This is a genomic window from Bordetella genomosp. 9, assembly GCF_002261425.1.
In the GTDB taxonomy this organism is placed as follows: Bacteria; Pseudomonadota; Gammaproteobacteria; order Burkholderiales; family Burkholderiaceae_B; genus Bordetella_C.
Genome location: NZ_NEVJ01000001.1, coordinates 410,419 through 425,465, shown reverse-complemented (window position 1 = coordinate 425,465; position 15,047 = coordinate 410,419). Strand labels below are relative to the sequence as shown.

The 15,047-nt window shown below is 66.4% G+C and carries 16 protein-coding genes and 1 pseudogene; 8 read left to right on the top strand and 9 right to left on the bottom strand.

Annotated features, from left to right (window positions below):
* Window positions 1–22: 22 nt before the first annotated feature.
* From CAL26_RS01880 to CAL26_RS01865, 4 genes are all read left to right on the top strand, one after another.
* Window positions 23–454, top strand: coding sequence for a cupin domain-containing protein (locus CAL26_RS01880; RefSeq protein ID WP_094845238.1), 432 nt, complete (start codon window positions 23–25; stop codon window positions 452–454).
* A 29-nt stretch (window positions 455–483) separates the two neighbouring features.
* Window positions 484–780 (top strand): antibiotic biosynthesis monooxygenase family protein, encoded by a 297-nt coding sequence (locus CAL26_RS01875; RefSeq protein ID WP_086063048.1) that lies wholly within the window; start codon window positions 484–486, stop codon window positions 778–780.
* A 310-nt stretch (window positions 781–1,090) separates the two neighbouring features.
* Entirely contained in the window at window positions 1,091–2,479 is a 1,389-nt protein-coding gene (locus CAL26_RS01870; RefSeq protein ID WP_094845237.1) for an APC family permease, read from the top strand.
* A gap of 123 nt (window positions 2,480–2,602) precedes the next feature.
* Window positions 2,603–3,145: an SAM-dependent methyltransferase gene (locus CAL26_RS01865; protein ID WP_256987868.1), complete on the top strand. Its 543-nt coding sequence runs from the start codon at window positions 2,603–2,605 to the stop codon at window positions 3,143–3,145.
* 28 nt (window positions 3,146–3,173) lie between these two features.
* On the opposite strand, the gene CAL26_RS01860 is transcribed toward CAL26_RS01865, so the two are convergent.
* Window positions 3,174–3,617 (bottom strand): GNAT family N-acetyltransferase, encoded by a 444-nt coding sequence (locus tag CAL26_RS01860; protein WP_094845235.1) that lies wholly within the window; start codon window positions 3,615–3,617, stop codon window positions 3,174–3,176.
* A 191-nt stretch (window positions 3,618–3,808) separates the two neighbouring features.
* On the opposite strand from CAL26_RS01860, the gene CAL26_RS01855 reads away from it, so the two are divergent.
* Window positions 3,809–4,603, top strand: a complete 795-nt coding sequence (locus CAL26_RS01855) for a phage antirepressor N-terminal domain-containing protein (protein ID WP_094845234.1) — start codon at window positions 3,809–3,811, stop codon at window positions 4,601–4,603.
* 8 nt (window positions 4,604–4,611) lie between these two features.
* Here CAL26_RS01855 and CAL26_RS01850 read toward each other — a convergent pair whose 3' ends face one another.
* On the bottom strand, window positions 4,612–5,550 hold the full coding sequence (locus tag CAL26_RS01850; protein ID WP_094845233.1) for a hydroxymethylglutaryl-CoA lyase: 939 nt from the start codon (window positions 5,548–5,550) through the stop codon (window positions 4,612–4,614).
* 150 nt (window positions 5,551–5,700) lie between these two features.
* On the opposite strand from CAL26_RS01850, the gene CAL26_RS01845 reads away from it, so the two are divergent.
* Window positions 5,701–6,639 (top strand): LysR family transcriptional regulator, encoded by a 939-nt coding sequence (locus CAL26_RS01845; RefSeq protein ID WP_094845970.1) that lies wholly within the window; start codon window positions 5,701–5,703, stop codon window positions 6,637–6,639.
* Window position 6,640: 1 nt separating this feature from the next.
* Here the strand turns inward: CAL26_RS01845 and CAL26_RS01840 are convergent, their stop codons facing one another.
* The gene (locus CAL26_RS01840) at window positions 6,641–7,531 is read right to left on the bottom strand and encodes an SAM-dependent methyltransferase (RefSeq protein ID WP_306437084.1); all 891 of its coding nucleotides are present in this window, start codon (window positions 7,529–7,531) and stop codon (window positions 6,641–6,643) included.
* A gap of 141 nt (window positions 7,532–7,672) precedes the next feature.
* Window positions 7,673–8,158: pseudogene (locus tag CAL26_RS01835) on the bottom strand (methylated-DNA--[protein]-cysteine S-methyltransferase); the annotation flags it as partial.
* Window positions 8,159–8,416: 258 nt separating this feature from the next.
* On the opposite strand from CAL26_RS01835, the gene CAL26_RS01830 reads away from it, so the two are divergent.
* Together CAL26_RS01830 and CAL26_RS01825 are read left to right on the top strand one after the other, a co-directional pair.
* Window positions 8,417–9,169, top strand: coding sequence for a M48 family metalloprotease (locus CAL26_RS01830; protein WP_094845968.1), 753 nt, complete (start codon window positions 8,417–8,419; stop codon window positions 9,167–9,169).
* 96 nt (window positions 9,170–9,265) lie between these two features.
* Window positions 9,266–10,039: an IclR family transcriptional regulator gene (locus CAL26_RS01825; RefSeq protein ID WP_094845231.1), complete on the top strand. Its 774-nt coding sequence runs from the start codon at window positions 9,266–9,268 to the stop codon at window positions 10,037–10,039.
* A 3-nt stretch (window positions 10,040–10,042) separates the two neighbouring features.
* Here CAL26_RS01825 and CAL26_RS01820 read toward each other — a convergent pair whose 3' ends face one another.
* The 5 genes from CAL26_RS01820 to CAL26_RS01800 form a co-directional block, all read right to left on the bottom strand.
* A complete protein-coding gene (locus tag CAL26_RS01820; RefSeq protein WP_094845230.1) occupies window positions 10,043–10,942 on the bottom strand; it encodes a GGDEF domain-containing protein in 900 nt (299 codons plus the stop codon).
* Window positions 10,943–11,112: 170 nt separating this feature from the next.
* The gene (locus CAL26_RS01815) at window positions 11,113–12,015 is read right to left on the bottom strand and encodes an ABC transporter permease (RefSeq protein ID WP_256987867.1); all 903 of its coding nucleotides are present in this window, start codon (window positions 12,013–12,015) and stop codon (window positions 11,113–11,115) included.
* Entirely contained in the window at window positions 12,012–12,965 is a 954-nt protein-coding gene (locus tag CAL26_RS01810) for an ABC transporter permease (protein ID WP_094845229.1), read from the bottom strand. The genes CAL26_RS01815 and CAL26_RS01810 overlap by 4 nt, the downstream gene beginning before the upstream one ends.
* A 46-nt stretch (window positions 12,966–13,011) precedes the next feature.
* On the bottom strand, window positions 13,012–13,989 hold the full coding sequence (locus CAL26_RS01805; RefSeq protein ID WP_094845228.1) for an ABC transporter ATP-binding protein: 978 nt from the start codon (window positions 13,987–13,989) through the stop codon (window positions 13,012–13,014).
* Window positions 13,986–15,026, bottom strand: a complete 1,041-nt coding sequence (locus CAL26_RS01800; RefSeq protein WP_094845227.1) for an ABC transporter ATP-binding protein — start codon at window positions 15,024–15,026, stop codon at window positions 13,986–13,988. The genes CAL26_RS01805 and CAL26_RS01800 overlap by 4 nt, the downstream gene beginning before the upstream one ends.
* Window positions 15,027–15,047 lie beyond the last annotated feature (21 nt).

Genomic DNA, 15,047 nt, shown 5'->3' with positions numbered 1-15,047 from the left:
GGTTGTTTATGGGAGTCCAATCATGACCACATCCACCAAGACGAAAAGCGCGGCGAAACCCGCCATTTATCGCCCTTCCGACCTCACCGCCTACGAGCGCGGCGGCGGCGCGCGCACGATTCCGCTGGTGACGGCGGGCGACGGCGCCACGGCCTTCATCAATGGCATCACGGAATTCGCGCCCGGCACCAAGATCCCTTTCCACAGCCACAATTGCGAGGAAAGCGTGATGCTGCTGGAAGGCGATGCCATCCTCGACATCAATGGCGAAGAGCACCGGCTGCAGCCCATGGACACGACATGGATACCGCCCAATGTGTCGCACCGCTTCCGTAATATGTCGGACACGCAGCCCATGAAGATCCTGTGGATCTACGCGTCGGTCCACGCCACGCGCACGCTGACGGAGACCGGCGCGACCAATCCGGTGGCGCTGGAACATATCAAACGCTGATACGCCGGGCGTATCGGCAAGGAGCCATGATGTTTCTTGAAATAGCGCAGATCGACATCAAGGACGGCACGAATGCCGACTTCGAAGCCGGCGTGTCCAAGGCCAAGCCCTTATTCCTGCGCGCCAAGGGCTGCAGCGGCGTGTCGCTGCAGCGCTCGGTCGAACATCCGAACCGCTATCGCCTGTTCGTCGAGTGGGCCACGCTGGAAAACCACACGGTGGATTTCCGCGGTTCCGAGGACTTCGCCAAGTGGCGCGAATTGGTCAGTCCTTATTTCGCCGTGCCGCCGGTGGTGGAACACACCCAGTTGATCGACCTGGGTTGACCGGGTTGGGTTGATCGAGCTGGGTTGTTCGATCCAGGTGGTCGATCTTCCTGGCCGGCCCTGGCCGGGCGCTGCCACAAGCTCGCATCCTCCGTACGCCGCCATTCTCCGGAATCGCGGCGTTTTTTATAGCCGGCGCCGCCGTCACGTTCGGCGACGAGTCGGCTAACGTTTTGTTTCTGACAGGAAGCTTAAACATCAGGGTCGCGGTGATACCATCCTTGCCGAAGTGCCAAGGTTCAGACGGCCTTGGCGACGCCGCCGCGGGTCGCGCAGTCCGGCTTCTGCCCGCTCCCTCCACGGTCATGGAATGCCCCCTGTGCGCGACGCCTCCACGCAGTCCTCCGCCACACCGAACGCGTCCCGTGCCGTGGGCGCCCGTCCTTCCCCCCTGCTGTCGACGCTGGATGTCATGGCCCTGGTGGTCGGCATCGTCATCGGCGCGGGCATCTTCAGCGCGCCGGCGCTCATCGCCGCCAACGCCGCCAGCCTGGACCACATCCTGATCGCCTGGGTGGTGGGCGGGGCGATCTCGCTGGCGGGCGCCATGTGCTACGCCGAACTCGCGACGACTTATCCGGACGCGGGCGGCGACTACCATTACCTGCGCCGCGCGTTCGGCGAACGCACCGCCTTCCTGTTCGCCTGGGCGCGGCTGACCATCATTCCCACCGGGTCGATCGCGCTGCTGGGATATGTATTCGGCGACTACGCCAGCCAGATTTACAGCCTGGGCCCGCACTCCGCGGCGATCTATGCCGCCATCACCGTCGTGGCGCTGACCATCCTGAACATCGTCGGCCTGAATGCCGGCAAATGGACGCAGAACTTCCTCACGGTGCTGGAAGTGGGCGGCGTGCTGTTCATCATCGGCGCCGGCCTGCTGCTGGACAGCGCGGGGGGCGCAGGCACGGTCGCGCCCGCCGGCCTGCCGACCGCCACCAACTGGGGGCTGGTGCTGATCTTCGTCATGCTGACCTACGGCGGCTGGAACGAGGCCGCCTATGTTTCCGCCGAAGTCGTCGGCCCCGGCCGCAACCTGCCGCGCGCCCTGTTCTGGAGCCTGGCGCTGGTGACGGTGGTCTACCTGCTGGTCAACCTGGCCTATGCCAAGGTGCTGGGCCTGGCCGGCGTGGCCGCCTCGAACGCCGTCGCGGCCGATGCGCTGCGCGCCGTCATGGGCGAAAACGGCGCCCGCGTCATCAGCGCGCTGATCGCCATTTCGGCCCTGACGTCGGCCAATGCCACGGTGCTGACCGGCGCGCGCACCACCTACGCCTTCGGCCGCGACGAACCGATGTTCCGTTTGCTGGGCCGTTGGGATACGCGCCACCACACGCCCACCAACGCGCTGCTCGTGCAGGGCCTGATCGCGCTGGCCCTGGCCGCGCTGGGCGCGGCCACGCGCAGCGGCTTCGCCACCATGGTCGAATACACCGCGCCGGTCTTCTGGCTGTTCTTCGTCCTGACCGGCATGTCGCTGTTCATCCTGCGCCGCCGGGAACCCACGCGGCCACGGCCCTTCAGCGTTCCTTTCTATCCGTTCACGCCGCTGCTGTTCTGCGGCACCAGCGCCTATCTGCTGTACGCCAGCATCATGCATACGGGCGTGGGCGCGTTCACCGGGCTGGCCGTGCTGGCGCTGGGCGCCCTGGTCTTGCTGTTCCGGCGACGCCCGACGACGGTACCGGCCGAATAGCCTGCCGTACGCGGCGCGGCAAGCCCGGGGGCAGCGCGCACGCCGCGGATCGACATCGACGTTTCGACAACCCTTCCAGGAGCTTGCACCATGCGCATACTTCGGCATTCATGGAACTTGGCCTTGACCGGCGTCCTGCTGGTAACCGCGACCGCGACCGCGGCCGCGGCGCAGGCGCAACCGGCGGCGGATACCACCGCCAAGTCGCGCGCGCCTGACGTCATCTTCGTTCCCACGCCCCCGGCGGTGGTCGATGCCATGCTGCAAGTGGCCAAGGTGGGGCCCAACGACGTCCTGTATGACCTGGGCTCGGGCGACGGGCGCATCCCCGTGACCGCCGCGAAACGCTTCGGCACGCGCGGCGTCGGCGTCGACATCGATCCCGTCCGCATCCAGGAAGCGCGGGAAAACGCCAAAAAGGAAGGCGTGACGGACAAGGTCCAGTTCATCCAGGGCGATCTGTTCGAACAGGACCTGTCGAAAGCGACCGTCATCAGCCTGTACCTGCTGCCGTCGCTGAATCTCAAGCTGCGGCCCATGCTGCTCAAGCTGAAACCCGGTACGCGCATCGTGTCGCACGCCTTCGACATGGGCGATTGGACGCCTGAGCAAACGCTGACCGTGGACGGCCGCATGGTCTACTTCTGGACCGTGCCGGCGCGTTGACGCCGCCGGGCCATGGCGGCTGCCGCCGCTATGGCTGCCAGCGCATCTGGTGTTCCAGCGCGTTTTCGCCGACAACGGCAAAACCGCAGCGCTCGTAAAGCCGTCGGGCCGGATTGCCTTTCAATACCTCCAGCGTAATGGCGCAACCGGCGCGCGCGGCTTCCTGCTGCAGGCCGCGCACCAGCCGGCCGCCCAATCCCTGCCCCTGCCGGGCCGGCGCGATCTGCACCTGCACGAGCTTCCATTCGGTCGCGCCGCGCGCGACCTTGAACAGGCCCACCAGTTCCGCGCCGTCATAGACCAGTAATGCGTCTTCGAACTTGTAATTGACACGCGCCAGGTTGGCTTCGTCGTCGCTGGGCGCGCCGGCCCGTTGCAGATGCGGCGTCATCGTCTGCTGGCGCAAGGCCATCAGGCTGGGGATATCCGCCTCGGTGGCGGGACGGAAGGTCAGTTCGGGCGTTGCTTGCATTCCACGATTCCAGTAAATATCAGGCCGATAATCAAAACGCTTCAACCGAAACCTAAAGCACGGGGCGATCCGGGATCCCTAGGATAAGCGCATGCCTGATCGCGAATTATCGCCAAGGCAAAAGGCGAAACGCGACTCGCGGGTCCAATCCGCCGCATCAGAGGCATGCGGCGCAGAACAAGGAGCGCTTCATGTCCGAATTCGTCGATACACCCTTTGCTGACCTGCGCATCCCGTGCTCGCACGATGGCAGGACAGTCCTGGCGGCCATCGCGCCACTGTGCGAATCCATGAAGCTTGATTCCTGGGCGGAATTGCGCCGTATCGACAGCGACCCCGACCTGCGGGAGATGGTCCAGACCGTGCAGGATCCCAGGCGGGCGACCGAAACCGCCACGATGCCGATCGGCGCGCTGACGCTATGGCTGGACCGGCTGGCGGATACGCACGCCGACACCAATCTCCGCCATCGCCTGGCCATCCTGCAGTTCGAGGGCTTCCAGACGCTGCTGGATCATTGGACGATGCGCGCGGAAAGCACGGCCCAGGCCAGCGACGCGGCGGCGGCCAAGCGGCAGTTCCGCCGCCTGCAGGCGCAGATCGCGTCGTTAGCCGACGCGCTGAAGAACAGCGGCACGCCGATCGAGCAGGAAATCCTGCGCGCGCAGCTGAGCCAGCTGTGCCACTTCCCCGTCCTGCCGCGCGCCAGCGCATCGCCGGTACTCGAACGCTTCTGGGACACCGTGTTCGGCCGCATGATGAACGGCGCCGAACTGAATCACGCACGCCGCTCCGATCGCTTCCTGGCGCTGAATTTCCGGCATCTGGCACGCGAACTGGCGAGCGCGCCGGATCCCATCGAACTGACGCCGGAGCTGCGCAACGAGCTCAAAAAAAGCCGGCATCCGTACTTCCTGGGCGTGCGGGTGGTGAACAGCCGCATCGCCCGCAAGAGCCTGCGGTGCTGGGTGTTCAACCTGCACTAGACTGACCCCTACTGGCAGGGCGCGGGATGCCGCCGCGCCCGCGTCCCGGCCTTGAGTATCTGGCTGGGTACGTCATGCCCGATCAAGCCCGGCAGCGTTTCCGCCGCCGCCAGGATGCCGTCGAGGTCGACGCCGGTGTCATAGCCATCCAGGGCCAGCATGTGCACGAGTTCTTCCGTGCAGGCGTTGCCGCTGGCGCCGGGCGCGTACGGACAACCGCCGATGCCGCCCAGCGAAGCGTCGAAGCGATCCACGCCCGCGTTCAAGGCCGCCATGGTGTTGGCCAGCGCCATCCCGCGGGTATTGTGGAAATGCAGCGTCAGCTCGATCGCCGGAAACAGCGACCTGGCCTTGCGCGAGATCGCTTCGACCTGGCTGGGATAGGCCATCCCGGTCGTATCGCACAAGGTGATGCCGTTGACGCCGCGCTGGGCGAAGCGGTTCATCAGCTCGAAGACCTCGTAGGGATCGATGTCGCCTTCCATCGGGCAACCGAATACCGTGGACAGCGACACGTTGACGGCCACACGGCTGCCGCGCACGGCGTCGATCACGTCGGAAAGCTGGGCGAACGACTCGTCGCGCGACATCCGCAGGTTGGACCGGTTGTGGGTCTCGCTGACGGACATCACCAGATTGACCTCGTCCACCCGGCACGACAGCGCGCGTTCGGCGCCCCGCACGTTCGGCACCAGCGCCGTGTAGACCACGCCGGGTTGCCGCTTGATTTCGTGCATCACGATTTCGGCGTCGCGCAGTGCCGGGATGGCCTTCGGCGACGTGAAGGACGTCGCCTCGATCTTGGCGTAGCCGCAGGCGGACAAGGCATCGATGAAACGTATCTTGTCCTGGGTTTCGACGAACCGGCCTTCGTTCTGGAAGCCGTCGCGCGGCGCGACTTCCTGGATATACAGCCTTTTGCCGGCCTTCGCCGTACTGGTATTCATGCGTGCCTCCTTCGAAGCGCCAGTCTAGCAATGGGACGCACGCGCATGGAATCGACGGTTCATGATGCCGCCATCGCGCGCCGCGATGGCCAGCCGGGGGACGCCTTCGCCCCTGGCGATGGCAGGACACGCCGCCGTATACTGCGGCGCATGCACCTGGACCCGACCTCCCTGCGGCTGTTCATCAGCGTGATCGAAGAGAAAACGATCGCCGCCGCCGCCGAGCGCGAGCACATCGCCGCCGCGGCGGTCAGCAAGCGCATGAGCGAGCTGGAAGAGCAGCTCAAGACCCAGCTGCTGGTGCGCACCAACAAGGGAATCCAGCCGACCAACGCCGGCATGGCGCTGGCGTCCATGGCGCGGCGGGCCTTGCGCGAGCTGGACGATATCGCGGTTTCCATGCGGGAATACGCCAGCGGCGCCCGCGGCTTCATCCGCGTCTTCGCCAACATTTCCGCGCTGACACAGTTCCTGCCCGGCGACCTGCAATCCTTCTCGGCGGCATACCCCAATATCCAGCTGCAGCTGGAAGAGAAAATCTCGCCCGCGATCCTGAAGGCGGTGCATGAGAATGCGGCCGACGTCGGGATATTCTCCGGCATGCCACCGGGGCGCGACGTCGAGATCCTGCCCTACCGGCGCGATACGCTGGCCGTGATCGCGCCCGCCGGCCACCCCCTGCTGGCGCGGCCCGATTTCCGGTTCGCCGATACGCTGGCCTACGATTTCGTCGGCCTGCACACCGGCAGCGCCATCAACCAGATCGTCGCCAATGCGGCGGACCGGCTGGAACTGCCCTTGCGCGTCAAGGTCCAGGTCACGGGCTTCGATACGCTGTGCTTCATGGTGAACGCCGGACTGGGCCTGGGGGTGCTGCCCCTGGGTATCGCCACGCTATATGCGCGCATCTTCGATATCGGCATCCTGCGCATCCAGGAGCCGTGGGCGCGGCGCGAGCTGCAGATCTGCGTACGTTCGTTCGACGCCCTGCCCACCGCCGCCAAGCTGTTCGTGGAGCACCTGACCGGCAAGGCCAGGCCCGTCGCGGACGAGGCGGACGGCACGGACGACGCAGACCCGCGCGCGTGATTCAGAGCCGGCTGGCGGACCAGTTGCCGCCGGGCCCGCCGCCGACCGTACCCTGCATGGCCTTGCCTGTGATCGTACCGGTGTAGGCGGCGCCGTTGGCCTTGAAGGAAATGCGGTCGCCATCGAGGCGTGCCTCGGTGATGGGGGCCGAACCGAGCGTGCCGCTCAGCATCTGGTATTTCTGCCGTAGCTGCAGATCCTGCTTGCCCAGGCGCCACGTGCCGTCCACCTTGACCGGCACGATCCACAACAGCGCCGTGCAATAGTGGTCGCAGCCGTCCCGCACCGACTCGGAACGGTCAGGCTGCCAGTCGCCCATGCGGAAGCTGTTCGAGACCACCCGCGTACCGGGCTTCAAGGCCAGCAGCCTGGGCCGCAGCTGCTCGTTGATGGACGGCAGCAGGAACATGGTGATGACGTCCGCCCCGCCCAGGTCCGTCTTGAAAAGATCCGCTGTCACGAAGCTGGCGCGGTCCGCGACGCCGGCCTCCTTGGCATTGCGCCGTGCCAGCTCGACCATCTGCGGGTTGTATTCGATGCCGCGGGCCTGCAGGCCGCGCTTGGCGGCGGTGATGACCGTGCGGCCGTCGCCGGAGCCCAGGTCCAGCAACCTGTCGCGCGGCGTCACCTGCGCCATGTCCAGCATCTTTTCCACCAGGACCTGCGGCGTCGGCACCCACACGACGTCCTTGCCTTCCTGGCCGACGGTGGGCTTGTAGGTATTCTCGCCGCTGGCCGCCGGCGTGGCGGCGCGCTCCTGCGCCATCGCGGGCGCCGCCATCAGTGGCAGGGCCAGCGCCACCATCGTGGCGGCACGAAAAACGCCGGTGAACGAACGAGCCGCCTTGCGGCTTGCTTCGCTGCTTGCCTTGCTGCTTGTGTGGAACGTCATGATGCCTGGTCTCCAGGTTCGCGACGTGCGTCCAGCCCCGGCCGGAAACGCACGACAGAGATTGGGCATGCGATCCCCCGCTGCCCCCGCGGCTCCATCTTGCGTGACCTGGCCCAGGCTGTACAGCGTGAAGATGTGCTAATTCGCCTGCGCGCGCTCCAACTCCAACAACCGCGCCTTGACTTCCAGGCCGCCGGCGAACCCGGTCAGGCTGCCCGAACTGCCGATCACCCGGTGGCACGGCGCGATGATGGAGATGGGATTGCGGCCGTTGGCGGCGCCGACGGCCCTGACCGCGTTCACATGGCCGATGCGCTCGGCGATGCTGCGATAGCTGCGCGTCTCCCCATAGGGGATTTCCAGCAGCGCCTGCCAGACCTTCTTCTGGAAACCGGTGCCCGCGAATTCCATCGGGATATCGAAGCGGCGGCGACTGCCGTCGAAATACTCACGGAGCTGCCGTTCGACCTCGTTCAAGGTCGGATCGGCGTCGTCCTCTCGCAGGTCGCCCAGTTTGACGCGGCCAGGCCTGTCGTTTTCCCACAGGATGGCGGCCAGGCAAGGGCCCCTGGCGACGAGTTTCAAGGCGCCTACCGGCGTCCGCACGGTTTTGAATACAGGGGTCATCGTGGCCTCCCATGGCGCTGGACTGTAGTTCACGATGGCACTCTATTCCGAGGCAAGGCCGCGCGAACTCCGCTTATTGCTCGCGGACGGCCGAGCCGCGGCGCCCGCGATTCGCAGCCACAATTCCCAACCTATCCACATGTAAATATATATATTATTTGAGAATATTGTGTAGATTCCTGCATTGCGCCGTCAACCGCGCTCCTTAGAATCGGCGCTCCGCCCCAGTGGGCTCAGACCAGAGGAGCAGCAATGCGCATGTATTTGAACCGGGTAGCCGTCGCCGCGGCAATACTGGCCTGCGGGGGCACCGCCCACGCTTTCGATATCGGCGGCGCCCTCGGCGCGGGCAACAAGATGCTGCAGGCGGCTACGCTCAGCGACGCCGACATCAAGACCCTTTCCGACAAGGCCTGCAAGGAAAGCGACCAGCAATCCAAGATCGCCGCGCCTGGAAGCAAATACGACGCACGGCTGCAGAAGCTCGGCAAGCAACTGGGCAACACGATCAACGGCCAGCCGGCCAACTACAAGGTCTACCTGACCAATGACGTGAATGCATGGGCCATGGCGAACGGCTGCATACGCGTCTACAGCGGCCTGATGGACATGATGACCGACGACGAGCTCCTTGGCGTCATCGGCCACGAGATGGGCCACGTCGCGCTGGGCCACAGCAAGAAAGCCATGCAGACGGCCTATACCGTATCCGCCGCGCGCGACGCCGCGGGCGCGGCCAGCGGTTCCGCCGTCGCGGCCCTGAGCGCGTCGCAGCTGGGCGACCTGACCGAGAAGTTCATCAACGCCCAGTTCTCCCAGTCGCAGGAAAGCGCCGCGGACGATTATTCGTACGACCAGCTCAAGGCGCGCAAGCTGAACGTGCAGGGCCTGGTCACCGCTTTCCAGAAACTGGCCAAGCTGGACGGCGGAAAGAGCGACATGATGAGCTCGCATCCCGCCTCCACCAAGCGCGCGCAGCACATCGAAGAGCGCATCGCGTCCAACAAGTAGCGGCGTGGGGACGATGTTGCGCCAGGTCGGAGCCGCGTCGCCGGATACCGGGCACGGTGTTATCCTTCCACGCGCCATTACAGCGACAACCACAACATGGTCTCCAAGCTAGCCTCTCCGGCCGACACGGGAACGGTCAATCGCGTGCTGCGTATCCTGGTCGCGTTCGCGGCCAGGGACAGGTGGCCGCTGAACGAGCTGGCGCGCGAACTCGATCTGCCGCGCGCCAGCGTCCACCGGCTGCTGAAGCTGTGCCGGCCGCTGGGCTTCGTCGACCAGGATGCGGAAGGCCTGTACACGCCGGGCATCGAGCTTTATCGCGTCGCCGGCAAACTCAGCGCCGAAATGCCGATCAACCGCCTGGCGGCGCCCCTTTTGCAGGGGCTGCGCGACGCGACCGACGAAACGGCGATGCTGGTGCTGCTGTCGCGCCAAGAGCTGGGGATCTTCATGTCGGATATCGCGTGGCCGTCGCACCCGCTACGCTACACCGTCCCGCTCAACCAGTTGCAGCCGCTGACCTGGGGCGCGGCGGGACGCTCCGTCCTGGCCTTCATGGAACCGCAGGAAATCGAGCAGGCGATCGCGCAGGCCGCGACGTCGCCGCTGAACGGGCGGCCGCTGGACGTGCCCGAGCTGCGCCAGACCCTGCAACGCATACGCGAACAGGGCTACGCGACCAGCTACGCCGAACGCGCGCCCGACATGCATGGCATCGCCGTGCCCCTGTTCGACCAGGGCGGACAGGTGCGGGGCAACCTGATGGTGACCGTGCCGCACTTCCGCTACGACGAGAAAAAGCAGCAGGAGCATCTTGCCCTGCTGCGGACCGCCAGCCGGGAGCTGGCGCGCCGGCTGGGCTGGTCGTAGCGCCTAGGCGGCTTCCAGGTGGATGCGGTTGCGCCCCGCCATTTTGGCCGCGTACAGCGCCTTGTCCGCACGCCCGATGACCGCCCCGGTCTCGTCGCCGGGCCGCAGCTCCGCGATGCCCGCCGAAAAGCTGTAGCTGAATTCCGGGCGCTCGGCCAACGGCCGCGCCCGTCGCACGATCGCCAGCATGCGCTCCACGATCAGCATGGCCTCATGGGGTTGCGTCGCGGGAAGCAGCAGCGCGAACTCTTCGCCGCCGATCCGGCTGAAGCAGTCGGCGCGACGCAGGTGCGCCTGTATGCAGGATGAAAAGTCCCGCAGGACCCGGTCACCGATGGCGTGGCCGTAGGCGTCGTTGACATACTTGAAGTTGTCCAGGTCCAGCAGGCACAGGGTGCCCAGGATCCCGCCGCCGGCCGCCAGCACCTCGCGCAGCCGCATCATCAGGAATCGCCGGTTGGACACGCCCGTCAGTTCGTCGGTCAACGATGCCTTGATGGCCACGTCGCGGTCCTGCCGCACCGCGCGGTCGCCGGCGCGCAGCGTGGTGATGTCGGTGGCGATGCACAGCATCCACCCATCGTGCTGCACGGCTTCCGTCATCCACAGCCAACGGCCGTCGACGACGTCGGTCTCGAATGCGCGGAATCCCGCCTTGCCGCGGCGTCCCTGCGTAGAAACCAGCCAGCTTTCGAAGTCGGGATTGCGAATGACGGTGCCCCGTCCCGCCGCGTGATTGCGCCGCATCAACTCCGCCCAGGTCGGGCATTCGCCTTCCGTAATGAAGAACGTGGCGCGAAAGGCGGCATTCGCGTAGCGCAGGCGATCCTGCGCGTCGTAGGCGGCCACCAGCACCGGCGTGGCGTCATACATCCGGGCCAGCGTGTCAGAAATCAGGTCCATGGATCGTCGATTGCTCGGAAGTCCCCAGGCGTGCCTTCCTTCCTGCTGCTCTGTCGGCCCCAGGCTGCGCCTCCCCAATCATAGACCCGCTTGGCGGCATTCCGGCCACCACAACGTGTAACGCCGCCCCGCCCCGCGACGAAGGCCGCGTGCCACGAGACGCGACGAACTCAGGCGCGCACGTCCATGGCGGTGCGCAGGCCGTCGCTGACGAAGTTGAAACACATACTGGTAATAAAGATGCAGGCGCCGGGAAGCGTGGCGATCAAGGGCTGGTTGTAGATGGCGGTGCGCAGGCTGCTCAACATCAGCCCCCATTCCGGATCGGGGGGCTTCACGCCCAGCCCCAGGAAGGACAAGCCCGAGGCCACGATCATCGACAAGCCCACCAGGCCGGTGGCGTAGACGAACACCGGTCCCAGCACGTTGGGCATGACGTGGGTGAACACGATGGACCACGGCCCGGCTCCCGTGCTGCGCGCCGCCTGCACGTACTCCAGGTTGCGCACGCCGGTGGTGACGCTTTCCGCCACGCGGATGATGGGCGGAATGAAAACGAAGGTCAGCGACAGGATCACGTTCAGCACGCCGGCGCCTATCATCCCGCTGACCGACACCGCCAGCAGCACCGACGGAAAGGCATAGAACACGTCGGTGATGCGCATGATGGTCATATTGATCCTGCCCCCCGCATAGCCGGCCGCCACGCCGATGGTGCCGCCGATCGCGAAGGCCATCAGGACGGGAGAAATGCCGATCAGCCACGAATAGCGGCCGCCGTACATGAGCCGGGTCAGCATGTCGCGGCCCAGTTCGTCGGTGCCCAGCAGATGCCCGGCATAGCCTATCGGCCTCAGGCGCAGCAGCGCACGGCCCGCATTGGGTTCGTAAGGCGCGATCCAGGGCGCCAGCACGAGCACCAGGAAAATCACGAACAGGATGGCGCCGCAGACCAGCGTCGTCCTGTCCCGCAGCAGGCGCCGGCCGACGCCACGCCAGTAGCTGTCGGGCGCCTGCCACGCCTGCGCCTGTTCCGACGCGGGCAGCTCCGCGTCTTTCGGAATCACCATCATGTGCGGCTGATCCTCGGGTCGATGACAGTCTGGACAAGGTCGACTGCAAGATTGAGCACGACGAAGAACAGCGCCAATACCAGCGTGGCCGCCTGCAGCGTCGGGAAATCCCGTTGGAATATGGCGTCGTTCAGCATGGAACCGGTACCCGGCCAGGCGAAGACGGTCTCCACCAGGATGGACCCGCCCATCAGGTTGGCCAGCTGCAGTCCCATGACGGCGATCACCGTGGGGGCGGCGTTCAGCAGCACATGCCGGGCGATGCCGGTCCAGCGCAGCCCCTTGCCGCGCAGTGTCGTGATGTAGTCCTGGCTCATGATGTCGCTGACCAGGCCGCGCACGGTGCGCGTGACCAGGCCGGCCGGGATGACGCACAGCGTCAGCGCCGGCAGGATCAGGAACTGGATGTGCGCCCAATCCCATGCCCAGACGGTCGACGTCCCCGGACCCGCGCCCATCGCCGGCAGAAGATGCAGGGTCACCGAAAAGATGATCACCAGCACCATCCCCAGCCAGTAATGCGGGACCGACACGCCGGCCACCGCCGTGCCCAGCAGCATGCGATCCAGCCAGGTGCCGCGATAGATCCCCGCGATCCCGCCCAGCACGCAGCCCAGCAGGAAACCCAGGACGCCGGCCGTCACCGCCAGGATCAAGGTATTGCCGCTGGCCACGATCAGGTCCGGCAGGATGGGCCTGCCCCGCGTGATCGACATGCCCAGGTCCCCATGCGCCACATGTCCCAGCCATAACCCGAACTGCACGGGCAGCGAGCGATCCAGCCCGTAGTCGCTGCGCACCTGGGCGACGACGTCCGGCGGGGTGTCCGGCGGCACCATGGCCGCGATGGGGTCGCCCGGCGCCAGGTGGATGAGCAGGAAGCAGACCAGGCTCACCGCCAGCGCGATCGGAATCATGTAGAGAATGCGGCGTGCGATATAGAAAACCATCGGTCGACTTCCTCTGGCGATAGACGGGGCGTGATGCGCGGCGGCGCTACACCGTCTCCATGGCCTTGATGCACCGCACCGCGCGGCCGGGCGATGGGTAGTGGAACACGGGAACGTCCACGCGGCACGCCTCCTCGGCGCGCGGGCAGCGCGGTGCGAAGGCGCAGCCGGACAGGGGCATGCGCAGGTCGGGCGGCGCGCCGGGGATGGTGGTCAGGCGCGCCCCCCGATTGCCCGGCTGCACGGTGGCCCCCAGCAAGCCCTGGGTGTAGGGATGCAGGGGGTCGGTCAACAGCGACGAAACACTGCCCTGCTCGACGATGCGCCCCGCGTACATGACCGCGACACGATCGGCGATTTCTCCGGCCACGCCCAGGTCGTGCGTCACGAACACCACGCCCATGCCCAGTTCCTCCTGCAGGCGGCGCAGGAGCAGCAGCACCTGGATCTGCACGGTGGCATCCAGCGCGGTGGTGGGCTCGTCGGCCAGCAGCAGCCTGGGACGGCAGGAGATCGCCATGGCGATCATGGCGCGCTGCCGCAGGCCGCCGGAAAGCTCGTGCGGATAGGCGTTCAGGCGCATCCTGGCCGACGGGATCTGCACCAGGTCCAGCAGGTCCAGCGCGCGCTGGCGCGCCGCCACCCTGGATACGCCATCATGGCGGACGATGGTTTCGACGATCTGGTGGCCGATCGTGAATACCGGATCCAGCGCCGTCATGGGCTCCTGGAAGATCATCGACACGACCTTGCCGCGCAGGTCGGGCAAGCTGGCGTCGGGCAATGCCATCATGTCATGCCCCGCCACGGTCAATTCGCCGCGCATGATGGTCTTCGCCGGCGGATTCAGGCGCATCAGCGCCCGCAAGGTCACGGACTTGCCCGATCCGCTCTCGCCGAGCACGCACAGCACCTGGCCTTCGTTCAGGTCCAGGTCGATGCCGTTGACGGCCGCCACCGTCCCGTCGCGCGAGACGAAGGCCACGTGCAGGCCGCGGGCGCGTATCAGGGCCTGGCGCGTCATGGGATGGCCTCGGGGCTTTGCAGGAAGCCGCTATCGGGCATCACGGCGTGGCAGGCTGCCTCGCGCGTATCGCCGATATCCCGCAGCGCGGGCGCCGTCGACGCGCACATCGCGCGCGCGATCGCGCAGCGCGTATGGAAGCGGCAGCCGGATGGCGGATCGATGGGATTGGGCGGATCGCCCTTGAGCGGCGGTTCCGTGCGGCGGCGCGCCGGGTCCATGGAAGGCCGGCTGTCCATCAGCGCCTGGGTATAAGGATGCGCCGGCGCCGCGAAAATCGGCTCGGACGGGCCGATCTCCACCACCTTGCCGAGATACATCACCAGCACGCGATCGGCCACGTGCTGCACGACGTTCAAGTCATGGCTGATGAACACGTAGGTCAGGCTGAACTGCTCCTTCAGGTCCATCAGCAGGTTCAGCACCTGGGCCTCGACCGACTTGTCCAGCGCCGACACCGGTTCGTCCAGGATGATCAGGCGCGGCCGCAGCGCCAGGGCGCGCGCGATGTTCACGCGCTGCCGCTGGCCGCCCGACAATTCGTGCGGAAACCGCCGCGCATACTGGCGCGGCGCCAGTCCGACGGCGGCCAGCAGGTCGCGCGCGCGCTCCCGCGCCTCGCGGCGCGCCAGTCCGTGCACCACCGGGCCATAGACGATGGATTCCTCGATGGTCAGCCTGGGATTCAGCGACGAATAGCTGTCCTGGAACACCATCTGCACCTGCCGCCGATAGTCCTTCAGGCTGATGCCGCGGTACCCACCCACCGGATCGCCGTCGAAGATGATTTCGCCGGCGGTCGGTGCCATCAACGACATGATCAGGCGCGAGAACGTCGATTTACGGCAGCCGGACTCGCCCACGATGCCCAGGGTTTCCTGCTTGCGCACGCTGAGATCCATGCCGTCGACGGCGCGCACCAGCTTGCGGCCGCCGGCGACGACCGAGCCGACCGGAAAGTGCTTCATCAGCCCCTTGACGATCAGCAGCGGTTGCGCCGGCCCGCCGCGTTCCGGTTCCCGATCCAGCCTGGCCATGCCATGCCTCCGTGTGGGATA

What these genes read in the sequence shown, in the direction of transcription:
- CAL26_RS01855 (WP_094845234.1), top strand. Translation starts at nt 3,809, where the DNA reads ATGTCCGAATTCGTCGATACACCCTTTGCTGACCTGCGCATCCCGTGC.
- CAL26_RS01815 (WP_256987867.1), bottom strand. Translation starts at nt 12,015, where the DNA reads ATGATGGTGATTCCGAAAGACGCGGAGCTGCCCGCGTCGGAACAGGCG.
- CAL26_RS01870 (WP_094845237.1), top strand. Translation starts at nt 1,091, where the DNA reads ATGCCCCCTGTGCGCGACGCCTCCACGCAGTCCTCCGCCACACCGAAC.
- CAL26_RS01800 (WP_094845227.1), bottom strand. Translation starts at nt 15,026, where the DNA reads ATGGCCAGGCTGGATCGGGAACCGGAACGCGGCGGGCCGGCGCAACCG.
- CAL26_RS01810 (WP_094845229.1), bottom strand. Translation starts at nt 12,965, where the DNA reads ATGGTTTTCTATATCGCACGCCGCATTCTCTACATGATTCCGATCGCG.
- CAL26_RS01845 (WP_094845970.1), top strand. Translation starts at nt 5,701, where the DNA reads ATGCACCTGGACCCGACCTCCCTGCGGCTGTTCATCAGCGTGATCGAA.
- CAL26_RS01830 (WP_094845968.1), top strand. Translation starts at nt 8,417, where the DNA reads ATGTATTTGAACCGGGTAGCCGTCGCCGCGGCAATACTGGCCTGCGGG.
- CAL26_RS01820 (WP_094845230.1), bottom strand. Translation starts at nt 10,942, where the DNA reads ATGGACCTGATTTCTGACACGCTGGCCCGGATGTATGACGCCACGCCG.
- CAL26_RS01850 (WP_094845233.1), bottom strand. Translation starts at nt 5,550, where the DNA reads ATGAATACCAGTACGGCGAAGGCCGGCAAAAGGCTGTATATCCAGGAA.
- CAL26_RS01825 (WP_094845231.1), top strand. Translation starts at nt 9,266, where the DNA reads ATGGTCTCCAAGCTAGCCTCTCCGGCCGACACGGGAACGGTCAATCGC.
- CAL26_RS01875 (WP_086063048.1), top strand. Translation starts at nt 484, where the DNA reads ATGTTTCTTGAAATAGCGCAGATCGACATCAAGGACGGCACGAATGCC.
- CAL26_RS01860 (WP_094845235.1), bottom strand. Translation starts at nt 3,617, where the DNA reads ATGCAAGCAACGCCCGAACTGACCTTCCGTCCCGCCACCGAGGCGGAT.
- CAL26_RS01805 (WP_094845228.1), bottom strand. Translation starts at nt 13,989, where the DNA reads ATGACGCGCCAGGCCCTGATACGCGCCCGCGGCCTGCACGTGGCCTTC.
- CAL26_RS01880 (WP_094845238.1), top strand. Translation starts at nt 23, where the DNA reads ATGACCACATCCACCAAGACGAAAAGCGCGGCGAAACCCGCCATTTAT.
- CAL26_RS01840 (WP_306437084.1), bottom strand. Translation starts at nt 7,531, where the DNA reads ATGACGTTCCACACAAGCAGCAAGGCAAGCAGCGAAGCAAGCCGCAAG.